Origin of the sequence: Pseudomonas sp. FSL R10-0056, from assembly GCF_009600105.1 — a bacterium.
Taxonomy (GTDB): Bacteria; Pseudomonadota; Gammaproteobacteria; order Pseudomonadales; family Pseudomonadaceae; genus Aquipseudomonas; species Aquipseudomonas bubulae.
Genome location: NZ_WIWL01000190.1, coordinates 1 through 15,753, shown reverse-complemented (window position 1 = coordinate 15,753; position 15,753 = coordinate 1). Strand labels below are relative to the sequence as shown.

15 protein-coding genes and 1 pseudogene are annotated in these 15,753 nt (G+C 59.1%); 12 read left to right on the top strand and 4 right to left on the bottom strand.

Annotation, left to right across the window (positions count from 1 at the left end):
• Window positions 1-5: 5 nt before the first annotated feature.
• Complete coding sequence (locus GHO42_RS16035; protein WP_095031433.1) at window positions 6-1,247, top strand: HDOD domain-containing protein; 1,242 nt, start codon at window positions 6-8, stop codon at window positions 1,245-1,247.
• Window positions 1,248-1,326: 79 nt separating this feature from the next.
• Here the strand turns inward: GHO42_RS16035 and desA are convergent, their stop codons facing one another.
• Complete coding sequence (gene desA, locus GHO42_RS16030; RefSeq protein WP_165446538.1) at window positions 1,327-2,511, bottom strand: delta-9 fatty acid desaturase DesA; 1,185 nt, start codon at window positions 2,509-2,511, stop codon at window positions 1,327-1,329.
• 149 nt (window positions 2,512-2,660) lie between these two features.
• On the opposite strand from desA, the gene dibA reads away from it, so the two are divergent.
• Window positions 2,661-4,583, top strand: coding sequence for a phosphodiesterase DibA (gene dibA / locus GHO42_RS16025; RefSeq protein ID WP_095017810.1), 1,923 nt, complete (start codon window positions 2,661-2,663; stop codon window positions 4,581-4,583).
• 7 nt (window positions 4,584-4,590) lie between these two features.
• Here the strand turns inward: dibA and GHO42_RS16020 are convergent, their stop codons facing one another.
• Window positions 4,591-4,875 (bottom strand): hypothetical protein, encoded by a 285-nt coding sequence (locus tag GHO42_RS16020; RefSeq protein WP_016782995.1) that lies wholly within the window; start codon window positions 4,873-4,875, stop codon window positions 4,591-4,593.
• Between the two features lie 125 nt (window positions 4,876-5,000).
• Here GHO42_RS16020 and GHO42_RS16015 point away from each other — a divergent pair, with 125 nt between their 5' ends.
• A complete protein-coding gene (locus GHO42_RS16015) occupies window positions 5,001-5,660 on the top strand; it encodes a glutathione S-transferase family protein (protein WP_095000669.1) in 660 nt (219 codons plus the stop codon).
• Between the two features lie 143 nt (window positions 5,661-5,803).
• Here the strand turns inward: GHO42_RS16015 and argH are convergent, their stop codons facing one another.
• Window positions 5,804-7,198, bottom strand: coding sequence for an argininosuccinate lyase (gene argH, locus GHO42_RS16010; RefSeq protein WP_153328238.1), 1,395 nt, complete (start codon window positions 7,196-7,198; stop codon window positions 5,804-5,806).
• A gap of 257 nt (window positions 7,199-7,455) precedes the next feature.
• Between argH and GHO42_RS16005 the strand changes: the two are divergent.
• From GHO42_RS16005 to rsd, 8 genes and pseudogenes are all read left to right on the top strand, one after another.
• Window positions 7,456-7,587 (top strand): annotated as a pseudogene (locus GHO42_RS16005) (sensor histidine kinase); the annotation flags it as partial.
• Window positions 7,584-8,330 (top strand): LytTR family DNA-binding domain-containing protein, encoded by a 747-nt coding sequence (locus tag GHO42_RS16000; protein WP_095000671.1) that lies wholly within the window; start codon window positions 7,584-7,586, stop codon window positions 8,328-8,330. The pseudogene GHO42_RS16005 and the gene GHO42_RS16000, both read left to right, overlap by 4 nt.
• 126 nt (window positions 8,331-8,456) lie before the next feature.
• Complete coding sequence (gene hemC, locus GHO42_RS15995) at window positions 8,457-9,398, top strand: hydroxymethylbilane synthase (protein WP_095000672.1); 942 nt, start codon at window positions 8,457-8,459, stop codon at window positions 9,396-9,398.
• Window positions 9,395-10,162 (top strand): uroporphyrinogen-III synthase, encoded by a 768-nt coding sequence (locus GHO42_RS15990; RefSeq protein WP_095000673.1) that lies wholly within the window; start codon window positions 9,395-9,397, stop codon window positions 10,160-10,162. The genes hemC and GHO42_RS15990 overlap by 4 nt, the downstream gene beginning before the upstream one ends.
• Window positions 10,163-10,178: 16 nt before the next feature.
• The gene (locus tag GHO42_RS15985) at window positions 10,179-11,306 is read left to right on the top strand and encodes a uroporphyrinogen-III C-methyltransferase (RefSeq protein WP_095000674.1); all 1,128 of its coding nucleotides are present in this window, start codon (window positions 10,179-10,181) and stop codon (window positions 11,304-11,306) included.
• Entirely contained in the window at window positions 11,303-12,544 is a 1,242-nt protein-coding gene (locus GHO42_RS15980) for a heme biosynthesis protein HemY (protein ID WP_095000675.1), read from the top strand. Before GHO42_RS15985 ends, GHO42_RS15980 begins: the two co-directional genes overlap by 4 nt.
• 220 nt (window positions 12,545-12,764) lie before the next feature.
• Window positions 12,765-13,292: a disulfide bond formation protein B gene (locus GHO42_RS15975; RefSeq protein ID WP_095017808.1), complete on the top strand. Its 528-nt coding sequence runs from the start codon at window positions 12,765-12,767 to the stop codon at window positions 13,290-13,292.
• Between the two features lie 190 nt (window positions 13,293-13,482).
• A complete protein-coding gene (rsd, locus tag GHO42_RS15970) occupies window positions 13,483-13,953 on the top strand; it encodes a sigma D regulator (protein ID WP_095000677.1) in 471 nt (156 codons plus the stop codon).
• Window positions 13,954-14,012: 59 nt separating this feature from the next.
• Here rsd and GHO42_RS15965 read toward each other — a convergent pair whose 3' ends face one another.
• Window positions 14,013-14,678: an FKBP-type peptidyl-prolyl cis-trans isomerase gene (locus GHO42_RS15965; protein ID WP_095000678.1), complete on the bottom strand. Its 666-nt coding sequence runs from the start codon at window positions 14,676-14,678 to the stop codon at window positions 14,013-14,015.
• A 248-nt stretch (window positions 14,679-14,926) separates the two neighbouring features.
• On the opposite strand from GHO42_RS15965, the gene GHO42_RS15960 reads away from it, so the two are divergent.
• Window positions 14,927-15,753 (top strand): AlgP family protein (locus GHO42_RS15960; protein WP_153384164.1); only part of this gene is annotated, 827 nt, incomplete at its 3' end.

Below are 15,753 nucleotides of genomic sequence, written 5' to 3'. Positions count from 1 at the left end.
ACTGGATGACGGTTGTAGATTTAATGGCAGCACCCACTGTATTGATTGCCGAGGCCGATCCCTGGACTCGGGATTTGCTCAAGCAAGTGGTGCTGACGGTACGTTGCGACGCTCAACTGGATGTCTGTGGCGACGGTCAGCAGGCGCTTGCGCAGTTGGGCAGGAAAACTTATGGCCTGGTGATTGCTGACCGTGAGCTGCCGGGTGTAGGTGGTCTGGATCTGTTGCGCACTGTGCGCCAACGCCGCGCGGTTGCAGCGCAGCCATTTATTTTGTTGAGTGCACGTAATGACAGCGCCAGTGTGCGCGAAGCCTTGCCGCTGGCGCCAACGGCTTATCTGACCACACCCTTGGATATTGCCGGCCTGACCAGGCGCCTCAAGAGCCTGCTGCTCTCGGCGGGGCAAGAGATTTCGTGTGACGTACCGGCACTGGCGCCAGGCATGACCCTCAAGCGTTTTCTGGAGCAGCGCCGCGCGTCTTCCGATGGCGCGCCGCTAAGAGTGGATGCGCAATCGGCGCTCAAGGGCAGCCTCACGCCTGAAGGGGTGGACCTGGCACGGCTTGAGCAGCAAGTACGCACCGATCCACAAATTACGGCGGTGCTGATTGCGGCCGCCAACAGTGCGGCGCAGCACCTTGTGAGCCCGGCCCAGACCCTTGCGCAAGCCATGCAGCGGCTGGGGCCTGCGCAAAGCGTGAACCTGGTCCAGGGGCTTACTCTCAAGTACAGCGCGCAGTTGAGCGATCCTTGCCTGGCGGACTACGCCGAGCGTTACTGGGCGTTGTCCCAGCGTGCGGCAGACTATGGCCGCACATTGGCAGGCATGTTGAATCTGGATCAGGAGCGTTGTTTCTGCGCCGGGTTGTTGCACTGCCTGGGTGATCTGGCCTTGGTGCGTTGCTTGCAGGAGTGGCGCCAGGCGGGTGGGGAGCTGGATACCCAGGCTATTGATGCCTCTCTGGCCGAGTTTGGCGCAGCCTATGGTTCAGCCTTGCGCACGCGCTGGCGATTGCCGCTGGAGCTGCGGGAGTTGATTGCGGCGATGTATCACCTGGGTGGCGGGGTGTACTCGCGAGAAGCGCTGGTGATGAACCTGGCGGCGCAAGTGGCCAATCTGGAGTCGGAAGAGGGGATTGCCGAGGTGGCCGGCGGGAAGACGGCGCGCTTGTTGCGGGTGGGTATGTCGCAGCTTTCGCAGTTGATCAAGAGCCCCTCACCCTCTCCCGGAGGGAGAGGGGACTAAAGGCAAAAGCGGATTTTCGTCACATTGAATATCAGCCCCCTCTCCCTCCGGGAGAGGGTTGGGGTGAGGGCGCTTGCTCTTAAACCGCTGCAGGGCGCAGCGAGTAGGTCTTGAGCTGGTGGGCAAAGTCGCGCAGCGACTGGATCCCGCTGGCTTCTGCCTCGTGAACCCATTCCTTGATCGCCGCCAGCATGTCGTGACCGTTGGTGCTGGTTTTGACCCAGATCTGTTGCAGGGCCAGCCGCTTCTCGTAAATCACTTTCAGTGAGTGGCTATGCTCCAGCATCTTTTCAATACGCTGATGGTGGCGGTCTTCAAGCAGGCTGGTTTCGCGCGACAGCAGACGCTTGGCGCGGCGGAACTGATGACGCACCGAATGATCGACCTTGGCCAGCTCTTGCTGCACCAGCGGTGCAATCACCAGCTTGCGGTACTGCGCCATGATCTGGAAACGGTTGTTGAGGATCGCCATGGCGGTGTCCATATCCAGATTGCCCTTGCCTTCCACCCGGTGGGCGATAGGCGCAACACGCTGAACCTTGGCCAGGCGCAAAAAGCTGAAGACCTTGATCCAGGCCCAACCCAGGTCGAACTCCCACTTCTTGACCGACATCTTGGCCGAGTTGGGGTAGGTGTGGTGGTTGTTGTGCAGCTCTTCACCGCCAATGATGATGCCCCAAGGCACCAGATTGGTGGCTGCGTCGCGGCATTCGAAGTTGCGATAACCCACCGCGTGACCCAAACCGTTGACCACACCTGCCGCCCACACCGGGATCCACATCATCTGGATGGCCCAGATAGTCAGGCCGATAGCACCGAACAGCAACAGGTCGATGACCAGCATGAGCGCCACGCCGAGCATTTTGTAACGCGAATAAAGATTTCGCTCAATCCAGTCTTCAGGGCAGTTTTTGCCATAAATACGCAATGTTTCAGGATTTTGCGCTTCTTCACGATACAGCTCTGCACCTTTTCGCAAAACGGTCGATAACCCTTTGATAACCGGGCTGTGCGGGTCATCGACGGTTTCGCATTTGGCGTGGTGCTTGCGGTGGATGGCTGTCCACTCACGGGTATTCTGCGCGGTGGTCAGCCACAGCCAGAAGCGGAAAAAGTGTTTCAGGCCACCATTGAGCTCAAGCGAGCGGTGGGCTGAGTAGCGGTGTAGATAAACCGTGACACCGATAATGGTCACGTGGGTCATCAACAGAGTGACTGCCACCAGTTGCCAGGCTGACAAGTCGAGAAAACCGTTGTACCACATAGGCTGTTTGGCCCTCGGGAAGATGAAAAAAACTGCAACACGCATTATCACCATGCAGCCAGATAAAACCAGTCGGCCTTTCAGATAAGAGTGCCCGGATGTTTCTTACACTATAATTCCCACTTTTTTGTAGGCGCATTAACTTTCTTATGTCTGTTTCTTCTCGCGATGCCTTGCGTACGGCCTTGTTATACGGGCTGCTAGCGGTTTTCTGGCTGCTGGTGACTGATCATTTATTGAACAGTTATTTCGATGATTCAGCACAGTTGGTGCGGTGGCAGCAGGTAAATGGCTATGTTTTTGCCCTGTTCAGCGCCGTACTGATTTTTTTCGCCCGGGCCCGTTTGTTCGATTTTTTGGGGATGAACCCCGGTCTGAAGCGCCAGCTTCAGGATAGGGAGCGCTTGCGTCAGGCAGCGGTGGTGTTTGACTGCACCCGTGAAGGGGTGCTGGTCAGCGACAGCCGCGGGGTGATCGTTCACGTCAACCGTGCCTTGGTTGAAATAACCGGCTACCCGGCCGAAGAGGTGCTTGGCCGACGCCCGAACATGTTCAAGTCGGGTCGCCACGGCCCCGCGTTTTATCAGGCAATGTTCAAGACGATCGATGAGCGCGGCGAGTGGCACGGCGAAATCTGGAACCGGCGCAAAAGCGGCGAGGTCTACCCGCAGTGGCAGACCGTGCGCTCGATTACCGATGACAAAGGCCAGGTCAGTCACTATGTCGCGGTTTTTTCGGATATCTCCGCGATCAAGAACTCCCAGACCGAGCTCGCACGTCTGGTTCACCATGATCCCCTGACTGACCTGCCCAACCGTCTGCTGTTCACCGACCGCACCGAGCAGGCGCTGGCTTCTGCGCAACGCCACCAGACCGGCTGTGCTCTGCTGATGATCGACCTCGATCACTTCAAGATCATCAATGACAGCCTGGGCCACAACGTCGGTGACCTGCTGCTCAAGGCGGTGGCCGAGCGTTTGCTCAGGGTGTTCGGCAAAGGCTTTACCGTGGCCCGGCTGGGCGGTGATGAGTTCGCCGTGCTGGTCGACAGCTGTGAGCATGCGAGCCAGGCCGCCGGGCTTGCGCAGCAGGTGCTGGAGGTCATGAAAGGCCCGTTCGATGTCGACAGGCATCAACTGTTTATCAGCGCCAGCGTCGGCATCAGCGTGTTCCCCGGCGATGCTCTGAACGCCGAGCAATTGCTGCGCAATGCCGACTCGGCTTTGTTCAAGGCCAAAAGTTCGGGACGCGAGGGTTATGCCTTGTACACCGAGGAGCTGACGGCCCATGCCCAATACCGGGTTGAGGTGGCCAGCGATCTGCGCCGCGCCCTGGAGCAGCACGAGCTGCGCGTGTACTACCAGCCGGTGCACAACCTTAAAACCAGCCGCCTGATTGGCGTTGAAGCACTGGTGCGCTGGGAGCACCCGCTGCGGGGGCTGTTGTCACCGGGTGAGTTCATCCCGATTGCGGAACGTACCGGGTTGATCGCCGAGATTGACGCCTGGGTGCTGGAACAAGCCTGTTGGCAGATGGTTCAGTGGCAGGCTGCAGGTGTGGAACTGTCGTTTGTGGCGGTGAATATTTCCAGCCGACTGTTTGCCCGTCCCGAGCTGTTTTCGCTGGTTTCAACGGTACTGGCAGACACCGGGCTGGATCCGGCCTTGCTGGAGCTTGAAGTGACCGAAAGTGCGGTGATGGACAACTCGCAAGTGGCCCTGGAGCAGATGCATCGTCTGCGGGTGCTGGGTTTGCGCCTGGCCATCGATGATTTCGGCACCGGTTTTTCATCTTTGCTGCGACTCAAGCGCTTGCCTGTGCAGAAGCTGAAAATCGATCAGGGCTTTGTCGCCGGCTTGCCTGGGGACAATGATGATGTGGCGATCGTGCGAGCGGTTATCGCACTGGGTCAAAGCATGGGCCTGGAGGTGCATGCCGAAGGGATAGAGCAGGTTGAGCAGGCGCAGTTCCTGCTCGACCTTGACTGCAACCTGGGCCAGGGCTACTGGTTTGGGCGTCCGATGCCTGCCAAGGATCTGGACTGGCAGCGGGCGCCGGCAATTCGCCCCTGAACCGGGCTTAGTCCTTTTCTGGCGGCAGGGTCGGCAGCGCGCGCAGTGCGGCTTCGTACCACTCAGTGTTAAAGGCGCGGTCTTCTTCGAGGATCGCGTCAATCTCCACGGCCAACACATGGGCCATCATCTGCAGAATATCGTCGCGCTCGTAGCCGACCAGGGTCAGTTTGTTGAACGTGGCTTTGGCAGCAGGCGGGTTGTCGCTTTCAATCTGGTTTTCAATCGCCTGAATCAGGGTGGATTCGGCGAACTCTTCTTCTTCGTTGTCGATATCGGTTGGCTCGCTCATGGGCAGGCTCCTTGGGTAAAGGTTGGCAGTCTAACGGTATTCAGGATGCTGATGCTGCTAGCCAGCCTGATGGCGAAGCTCTATAACAGCTGCTGCCAACCCCAACACGGCCTGGAGGCTTTGTAATGCTCAAGCTTTATGGATTCGCAGTCAGCAACTACTACAACATGGTCAAGCTGGCGCTGCTGGAAAAGGGCGTGCCCTTTGAAGAAGTGCCGTTTTTCGCTGGCAAGACCCCTGAGGCGCTGGCCATCAGCCCCCGCGGCAAAGTCCCGGCACTGGGCGTTGAACAAGGGTTTATCAACGAAACCAGCGTGATCCTGGAATATATCGAGCAAACCCAATCGGGCCTCAGGCTGCTACCAGTGGATCCGTTTGAGCGTGCGCAGGTGTTGGCACTGGCCAAGGAAATCGAGCTGTATATCGAGTTGCCTGCCCGCGCCTGTTACCCCGAGGCGTTTTTCGGCATGCAAGTGCCCGACGCGATCAAGGAAAAGGCCCGCACCGAGCTGCTCGACGGTATCGCCTCCCTGGGCCGTCACGGCAAGTTCGCGCCTTATGTCGCGGGCGAGACCCTGAGCGTGGCGGATATCTACTTCGCCTTCAGCGTTGATCTGGCCTGTGGCGTCGCACACAAGGTGTTTGGTCTCGACCTGCTGGCCGACATGCCGGGTGCCAAGGCATTGCTGGAGCGTCTGCAGCAAAACCCGCACGTGCAGAAAATCGCCGCGGACAAGGACGCTGCCATGCCGCAGTTTCTGGCGTGGATTAGCAGCAAGAAATAACCAGTACACAGGGTGTCGCCCCCTATTGTGGGAGCGAGCCTGCTCGCGAAGGTCTCAAGAACATCGCGTTTATCCAGCAAAACGCGTTATCCATAACACCTTTCGCCAGCAGGCTCGCTCCCACAGGGGCGCCGCTTTGAGGTTTAACGGCTGGCCAGCAGCGCCTTGCCGCGAACTACTGCCGCTTTCACCTGCGCCGGCGCAGTGCCGCCGATGTGATCACGGGCATTGACCGAACCTTCAAGGGTCAGTACGGCAAACACATCGTCTTCGATCTGATCGCTGAACTGACGCAGTTCTTCGAGGCTCATTTCCGCCAGGTCCTTGCCGGTTTCAACGCCGTACTTCACAGCGTGGCCGACGATTTCGTGGCAGTCACGGAACGGCAGGCCACGGCGCACCAGGTAGTCGGCCAGATCGGTCGCGGTGGAGAAACCACGCAGCGCCGCTTCACGCATGATCGCGTGCTTGGGCTTGATCGCCGGGATCATGTCGGCAAAGGCGCGCAGCGAGTCGCGCAAGGTGTCGGCGGCGTCGAACAGGGGTTCCTTGTCTTCCTGGTTATCCTTGTTGTAGGCCAATGGCTGGCCTTTCATCAGGGTCAGCAGGCCCATCAGCGCACCGAATACACGGCCGCTTTTGCCACGTACCAATTCCGGCACGTCGGGGTTTTTCTTTTGCGGCATGATCGAGCTGCCGGTGCAGAAGCGGTCGGGCAGGTCGATAAACTGGAATTGCGCGCTGGTCCATAGCACCAGCTCTTCGGAGAAGCGCGACAAGTGCATCATCGTGATGCTGGCGGCGGCGCAGAATTCGATGGCGAAATCGCGATCGGAGACGTTGTCCAGCGAGTTGCCGCCCACGGCGTCAAAGCCCAGCAGTTGTGCGGTGAATTCGCGGTCGATCGGGTAGGTGGTGCCGGCCAGTGCGGCGCTGCCCAGAGGCATGCGGTTGGTGCGCTTGCGGCAGTCGACCAGGCGCTCGTAATCGCGGCTGAGCATCTCGAACCAGGCCAGCATATGGTGACCAAATGTTACCGGCTGTGCGGTCTGCAGGTGGGTAAAGCCGGGCATGATGGTCTCGGCTTCACGCTCTGCCTGTTCCAGCAGGCCTTTTTGCAGGCGGGTGATCTCGGCCAGGATCAGATCGATTTCGTCACGTAGCCACAGGCGGATATCGGTCGCAACCTGGTCATTACGGCTACGGCCGGTGTGCAGTTTTTTGCCGGTCACGCCGATGCGGTCGGTCAGACGCGCCTCGATGTTCATGTGCACGTCTTCCAGGTCGATGCGCCAGTCAAACGTACCGGCTTCGATTTCGCTCTGGATGGTTTTGAGGCCGTCGATGATGCTGTCGCGTTCGGCATCGGTCAGCACGCCGACCTTGGCCAGCATCGTGGCGTGAGCCACGGAGCCCATGATGTCATGGCGATAAAGGCGCTGGTCGAAAGTGACGGAGGCGGTGAAACGCGCAACGAAGGCGTCGACGGGTTCACTGAAGCGGCCGCCCCAGGACTGATTGGTCTTGTCGGTGCTCATGGATTCGCTCGTAATCGGCTGAGGGGAGTTACACAAATAGTTACCGCGAATCATAACAGGGTTGCCATTCATGGCGTTGACGCAGCTCGGCAGGTTTTTGTGTGAAGTGCGGTATAAATAAATTTCCGAAAGGAAATGTATCGTTTGAATACTTTCGCCTTGGCAACCGTCTACAGTTGGTCGTATGGATCAGTCATAGCAGGTCTTTGTAGATTGCCAGACGTATCCGGTATTAAATCGAGCAATCGAGGCAGGTGAATATTGCTGTGAGGTTTGCGGCACTTTTTGGCCTTCGCGCTAGTCTTAGCGTGGATCGCCGTGACAGTCGTCACATCACCTGTCTACGCTATCCTTGTGCGAGACTCACGCAGGAATACAGCGCTATATGAATGTCCTGATCGTTGATGACGAAACCCTGGCCCGCGAGCATTTGAGCCATTTGCTCAGCACGCTCGGGGGCTATACGTTGCTGGAGCCTGGCGCCACTAATGGCGAAGAGGCACTTAACCTGATCGAAAGCCTGAAACCGGATGTCGTTTTGCTCGATATCCGCCTGCCAGGCCTCGACGGGTTGCAGGTTGCAGCCAAATTGTGCGAGCGCGAGCTACCGCCTTCGGTGGTGTTTTGCGTGGCGCCTGACGAGTTTTCCGTACAGGCCCTGCAAGAGAGCGGTGTCAGCTATGTGCTCAAGCCGGTCACCGCAGATGCCCTGCGTGCTGCCCTGAAAGAGGCGCACCGGCCCAACCGCATCCAGCTGGCTGCACTCACCCGGCCTGCCGCGCAAACCGGCAGTGGCCCACGCAGTCATATCAGTGCCAGAACCCGAAAAGGCATTGAGCTGATCCCTATCGACCAGGTGATCTACTTTATCGCTGACCATAAATACGTGACATTGCGTCACGCTGGCGGTGAAGTTCTGCTCGACGAGCCGCTCAAGGCACTCGAAGACGAGTTTGGTGAACGCTTTGTGCGTATTCACCGTAATGCACTGGTGGCCCGAGACCGCATCGAGCGCTTGCAACGCACGCCCCTTGGGCATTTCCAGCTGTTCCTGCGCGGCCTGAACGGGGATGCGCTGATTGTGAGCCGCAGGCATGTGGCGGGTGTTCGCAAGATGATGCAGCAACTGTAATTCGTGCTCAAAAGGCGTGGATACGCCGTTTTTGGGCCAGGGAGGCCGAGGACTTTCTGATACAAGTCAAAGCTGTTTTGGCTGAGCTGTTATTATCAGCCGTATCTTTTCAGTACGGATTGATCCATGTCCTCTCGCGAAATCCGCATCGCTACCCGTAAAAGCGCCCTGGCTCTTTGGCAGGCCGAATACGTTAAAGCCCGTTTAGAGCAGGCTCACCCCGGTATTTTGGTGACGCTGGTGCCCATGGTCAGCCGTGGTGACAAGCTGCTGGACTCGCCGCTGTCGAAAATTGGCGGCAAGGGGCTCTTCGTCAAGGAGCTGGAAACAGCCCTGCTCGAAAACGAAGCAGACATCGCCGTGCACTCCATGAAAGACGTACCGATGGACTTCCCTGAAGGCCTGGGTCTGTTTTGCATTTGCGAGCGCGAAGATCCGCGTGACGCCTTCGTTTCCAACACCTATGCCAGCCTCGACGATTTGCCTCAGGGCAGCATTGTCGGCACGTCGAGCCTGCGCCGTCAGGCCCAGTTGCTGACTCGCCGTCCGGACCTGCAAATCCGCTTTCTGCGTGGCAACGTCAATACCCGTCTGGCCAAGCTCGATGCAGGTGAATACGACGCCATTATCCTCGCGGCTGCCGGCCTGATTCGCCTCGGTTTTGAACAGCGCATCACATCACCCATCAGCATCGAAGACAGCTTGCCAGCCGGTGGCCAAGGCGCAGTGGGTATCGAATGCCGCAGCGCAGATCCCGAAATCCATGCCCTGCTGACGCCTTTGCATCACGCCGATACGGCCGTGCGCGTTACGGCCGAGCGTGCGCTGAACAAGCATCTCAACGGTGGCTGCCAAGTGCCGATTGCCTGTTATGCCGTGCTTGAAGGCGAGCAAATCTGGCTGCGCGGCCTGGTCGGCGAGCCGAGTGGCGGTGTGTTGCTCAGTGCCGACGCCCGTGCGCCGCGTGCACACGCCAGTGAGTTGGGTGTGCAAGTGGCTGAGGCTCTGCTGGCCCAAGGGGCTGGGGATATTCTCAAAGCCGTTTATGGTGAGGCAGGTCACGAGTGACAGGCTGGCGCTTGCTGCTGACCCGGCCAGCCGAGGAATCGGCCGCGCTGGCCGCTGAGCTGGCGGCTGCCGGGATATATAGCAGCAGCTTGCCACTGCTGGCGATCAGCCCGTTGACTATGACTGATGCTCAGCGTGCGCTGATTGCGGGTCTTGACCGGTATTGCGCAGTGATTGTGGTCAGCAAGCCTGCGGCGCGCCTGGGGCTTGAGCTGGTCAGCCAGTACTGGCCGCATGCGCCCCGGCAGAAGTGGTTCAGCGTTGGCGCCGCGACGGCGCAGATTCTCGCCGATTACGGCCTCGATGTTAGCTACCCTCAACGGGGTGATGACAGCGAGGCGCTGCTGGCGATGCCCGAGTTCAAGTCTGCAGTGGGGGGGGATCAGCCCAGCGTGTTGATCCTGCGTGGGGAGGGTGGTCGCGAGTTGCTCGCGGATCGTCTGCGCAGCATTGGCGCGCAGGTCGACTACCTTGAAGTCTACCGCCGCGTACTGCCGTCATACCCGCCTGCAACCCTGTCCCGGCGGGTTGAAGTGGAACGCCTGAACGCGCTGGTGGTCAGCAGTGGGCAGGGTTTTGAACATTTACGGCAGATGGCAGGCGATTCCTGGCCCATGCTTGGGTGCCTGCCGTTGTTTGTTCCAAGCCCGCGGGTTGCTGAGCTGGCTCGCAGCGCCGGGGCGCAACATGTTGTGGATTGTCGTGGTGCAAGCGCCACGGCTTTGCTGGCGGCGCTGCGGGAGCATCCCGCACCTGCTTTCTAATGCAAAGGATGGATTCGTGAGCGAAACAGTCTTGTCCAAAGAACACGTGCAGCCCGCGCCAGAAGCGCCGGCTAAAAAAACCGAACCTGCACCACAGGGTCGAGGCAATGGCCTGGCGGTTTTCGCCCTGTTGCTCGGCGCCGCCGGTGTTGCTGTCGGCGGCTGGGGGGTATGGCAGGTGCGTCAACTGCAAGCTGCCACCGCAGAGCAGTTGAGCGACGTACCGGCCCTGGCCGCGCAAACGCTTTCGATCAAGCAGGGCGAGCAGAAGCTGCTGGCGCGGCTCAACCAACTGCCTTCGGCCAGTGAACTGGATAATCAGCGCCAATTGGTCGTGCAGCTGCAAGGCGATCAGCAGCGCCTGAACCAGCGCCTGGAAACCGTGCTGGGCGAAAGCCGCAAAGACTGGCGCCTGGCCGAGGCCGAGCACTTGTTGCGTCTTGCCACCTTGCGCTTGTCGGCCCTGCAAGACGTCACCAGCGCCCAGGCACTGGTACAGGGCGCGGACGCGATTTTGCGCGAGCAGAACGATCCGGGTTCATTCGCCGCTCGTGAGCAACTGGCCAAAAGCCTGACTGCATTGCGCAGTGTTGAGCAACCGGACCGCACCGGACTGTTTTTGCAGTTGGCGGCCTTGCGTGATCAAGTGGCGCAACTCAGTGCGCTGGCCCCGGCCTATCAGAACCAGGGTGACTCGCTGGCCAGCCTCACCGCTGATGGCGATGGCGCGAGCCGTTGGTCCCGGTGGTGGGAGGAGATCTCGCACTACATCCGCATCGACTTCAATGCCGACAAAAATGTGCGCCCCCTGTTGGCTGGCCAAAGCCTGACCCAGGTTCGCCTGGCCTTGAGCCTGGCGCTGGAGCAAGCCCAGTGGGCGGCGCTCAATGGCCAGGAGTCGGTTTACACCCAGGCCCTGGCGCAGGCGCAAGATGTGCTCAAGGGCAACTTCAATGCGGATAACCCGCAGAGCAAAAAAATCCTCGAGCAAGTGATTGAACTCGGCAAGCAGCCGGTTACGGTAAAAACCCCGGACCTTGCGGCTGCCTTGAGCGCGGTACAGGCCTACCTTGAGCGTCGGCATGTGCGTGCGCAAGAGCCGGTCAAAGCGGCTGCCAGCCCGGCGCAGGAGGCACTTCCATGAAGCGCTTCTACGTGATTGTGTTCTTGTTGATTGCAGCTGCGGCCTGCATCGGCCTGGCAATTGCTGAAGATGCGGGCTATGTGCTGATCGCCTATAAAAATTTCCGTTACGAATCCAGTGTCTGGGCAACGCTCGCGCTGCTGGCCGTCCTGTGGCTGCTGGTGTGGGGAGTCAAGCTGCTGGTGGAGCTGGTGACGGCTTCTACAGGGCTGGTCAACCCGTGGTCGCGGCGCAACCGCAGCCGTCGAGTGCAGATCGCCATCGAGCAAGGCCAGATGGACCTTGCCGAGGGCCGCTGGGCCAGCGCACAGAAGCATCTGGCCCGTGCCGCCGAAGCCGAGCCGCAGCCATTGCTCTACTACCTGGGGGCTGCACGAGCGGCCAACGAGCAGGGGCACTACGAAGAAAGCGACAACCTGCTGGAGCGAGCGCTGGAACGCCAGCCTCAGGCCGAACTGGCCATTGCCCTGAGCCATGCCCAGTTGCAGGTGGACCGTGCTGACACCGAGGGCGCGCTGGTGACCTTGCAGGCCATGCACGAGCGCCATCCACACAATGTTCAGGTGTTGCGCCAGCTGCAGCGTCTGCACCAGCAGCGTGGCGACTGGACGGCGTTGATCCGCCTGTTGCCAGAGCTGCGCAAGGACAAGGTATTGCCGCCCAAGGAGCTGGCCGAGCTGGAGCGACGGGCCTGGGGGCAGAATCTGAGCCTGGCGGCCCAGCGTGAAAGCGAAGGCGAGGCGGGGTTGCAGTCACTTCAACGCGCCTGGCAACAGCTTACCTCGGCCCAGCGCCAGGAGCCCGCGCTCGTGCTGGCCTATGCCGAGCAATTGCGCCAGCTGGGCGCGCAAACTGAAGCCGAAGAAGTCTTGCGCGGGGCGCTCAAGCGCAGTTATGACAGCCATCTTGTGCGCCTCTATGGCCTGCTGCGTGGCAGTGACCCGGTGAAGCAGTTGCAGGCCGCCGAAGGCTGGCTCAAGAGCCATCCCGGCGATGCCAGCCTGCTGTTGACCCTGGGTCGCCTGTGCCTGCAAAACAGCTTGTGGGGCAAAGCGCGGGATTACCTTGAAAGCAGCCTCAAGGTGGAGCGCAACCCCGAAACCTGTGCCGAGCTGGCACGACTGCTGGCCCAGTTGGGAGATACGGGGCGCAGTAATCAGCTTTTTCAGGAAGGGCTGAATTTGCTGGATGAGCGTTTGCTCGCATCCCCCTTGCCAGTCACTGCCACGACCCTGTGAAGAGGCCAGCCTGGCGTGTGTTTCGGCACACGTGGGGCTGCCTGCAGTATTGAGCGAGCGAGGGGCAATCTGCCTTTTCCTACATGATTTGTTCTAAAGGCTTAGTGTTTCTGTTGGGGTTTCCTTGGTTTCTTCGAGAACTATCCGCTTAGGGTCACCTTGAAAGGGCTAATGGCTTTCATCTACCGTAACCCACTGTCTCTTTTGTCATGGAAAAGCCATGTTCTTGGCAGCTTCACGTTTTATTTTCTTTTTAGCCTTTGTAGTAGGCGCCTTGGTAATGGGCGGCACTTTTTATCTCGAGTACGGGCCCGGGCTCAAGCCTTGTTCGCTATGTCAGGTTCAGCGTTTTTTCTTGCTGGATTTCTGCCTCGTCAACCTGGTGGCTTTTGCCCATGGCCCCAAAGGTTTTGGCATGTTGTGTTACTCCCTTGCCTCCATGTTGTTCGCGCTGGGTGGCGCGGCGAGTGCCTTGAGGCAGGTATGGCTGCAAGAGCTGGCGCCAGATCAACTGATGCTCTGTCAGCCAGAGCTGGCCTGCATCTGGCGCGACATGTCGCCGAGTGAAATCATTTCGATGATTTATCGTGGCAGTGAGGACTGCACACATATTCACTGGACCATCTTTGACTTGAGCATTCCCGAGTTGAGCTTGCTGGCCTTTATCGGGCTGCTTGTTCTTGCCATCTTTCAGATCAGTCGCTCGATTGCCAGGGACAAATTACCCCGTGACTGCGACGTGAAGTAGCACTTGGGATTAAACACTTGTATGAATTTTCTCTCGTGGGTACCTTGAAGCAGTTGGCAAGCGGGCATAATCTGGCCCGCACGTATCACGGAGTTATGCCGCCCAATGCCCGTGCAATCGTGCAGGTTTTGGTTCACACAGGCCTGGCTGATGTCGGGTGGCATGGGCCCACAAGGGAAGAGAGATCATCATGCTCGAAAGATGCGAGAGTGCTCAGGAACGATTCAACGGCGTCCACCAACTGGTAGACCGCTGGTTGCTTGAGCGCCGTAAACTTGTGAAGGCTTATGCGGTTCTGCTGGAGCAGCAAAACAATCCCAAACGCGGGCCTCAAAAAGAGTTTTGCCAGCTGCTGGTCGACTATGTGTCCGCAGGCCATTTCGAGATTTACGAGCAGCTCAATCAGGAGGCCAAGGCCTTCAATGACGAGCGCGGGCTTGCCCTGGCAGAGACCATCTATCCGCGTATCAACGTGATTACCGAGGCCGCCCTGGCTTTCAACGACCATTGTGATGGTAAGGCCCATCGCCCTGACTGTGACAAGCTGGCAGAAGAGATCAAGGTTTTGGGCGCTCTGCTTGATGAGCGTTTTGAGCTTGAAGACTGCTTGATCGAAGTGCTGCACAGCGCGCACAAGCAGAAAGAAGCCGCTCAGGCTTAAGCAACAATCCATTTAAAAAACGGTGCGCAATGGCGCGCCGTTTTTTATTTTCGGGACGGTTACTTTCGGGTAGCGAACAGTTCGATTTCAAACACCAGTGGTGTATTGGGGGCAATCAGATCCCCGGCCCCCTGGGTGCCGTAAGCTTGGCTTGAAGGTATCGCCAGCCGCCATTTCGCACCCACCGGCATCTGTACCAATGCACTGCGCCAGCCGGCGATTACGCTGCCCAGGCGAAACCATTGTGGTTGGGTGCTGTGGTCGAACACGGTGCCATCGGGCAGTAGGCCCACATAGCTCACATACACCGAATCCTGTGGGCCGGGCTTGGCGCCTTTGCCGGGTTTTAGTTCGGTCAGGATGATGCCGTCGGCCAGCTCGCGAGCCTGGGGTTGCTGTTTTTCGACCAGCAAAAAAACTTCTTCAGCGCTCAGGGCGGCGTTGATGCCTGACGAGGCCTGCCCGGGATCTGTTTGAGCCTGATGCTGCGCCAGAATCTGGCCGATGCGCTCATCCGTCAGGGCCAGCGGTTTGCCTTGGTAGGCGGTGTGCAGGCCCTCGATCAGTGCCTGGATTTGAAGCTCGGGGACTTCCTGGCGCAAGCGTTCGCCCAGGCTGGCGCCCATGCTGTAGGCCAGATCGCGGGCGTCGTCGGGGGAGGGAGAGGGGGCTGCGTCAGCCACAGGCGCAAGGCACAACAACATCCAAAACATGTAACGCGGCATGGGGGTTCTCCGGCGTGATGTGCGAGCGATTATGCCAGCGCCCGAGCGGCGCCGATGTTTTAATTCGAAGGGGCTAAAAGACGTTTGGGCACTCTTTGAATTTAGCTGGCTTGGCCGTTAAAGATTGATCCAGCACAAGTTTTTCGACGTCATGCAACGTGCAGCTATCCTTAGTGTCAACATGCCCTAGCGGCGGTAGTTGCAGAGGTCTAGTATGAGCCGCACTCACTTCAGCCAGGAGGTAAACCATGTCGGCCAATAAGAAGCCCGTAAATACGCCGTTGCACTTGCTCCAACAGCTCTCAGGCAGTCTGCTTGAGCATTTGGAAAACGCTTGCTCCCAAGCGTTGGCTGATGCTGAGAAACTGCTCGCCAAGCTTGAAAAGCAGCGCGGTAAAGCGCAGGAAAAACTGCACAAGTCACGTGCAAAACTGCAAGACGCCGCCAACGCCGGAAAATCCAAGGCTCAGGCCAAGGCCAAGTCTGGGGTCAAAGAGCTCGAGCAACTGCTCGACTCACTCAAAGACCGTCAAAGCGAAACGCGCACTTATATTCTGCAACTCAAACGTGATGCTCAAGAAAGCCTGAAGTTGGCCCAAGGTATCGGTCGAGTCAAAGAGGCTGTTGGCAAGGCTTTGTCGAGTCGCGATGCCAAGCCTGCAGCGGCAGCGAAAAAACCGGCTGCCAAAGGGGTTGCCAAGGCTCCGGCCAAAGCACCGGCCAAAGCAGCTGCCAAGCCTGCCGGCAAAGTAGCGGCGGCTAAGCCTGCGACCAAGCCAGTTGCTGCAAAAACCGTAGCGGCCAAGCCGGCAGTGTCCAAAACGGCTGCGGCAAAACCGACCGCCAAACCCGCAGCGGCCAAACCAGTACCAGCAAAAGCCCCGGTAAAAGCGGCGGCCAAACCTGCAGCTAAACCTGCAGCGGCCAAACCTGCCGCTAAAACCGCAGCGGCCAAGCCCGCAACGGCCAAGCCTGCGGCCAAGCCCGCAACGGCCAAGCCTGCGGCAAAACCCGCAACGGCCAAATCTGCAGCGGCCAAGCCTGCGGCAAAACCCGCAACGGCCAAATCTGCAGC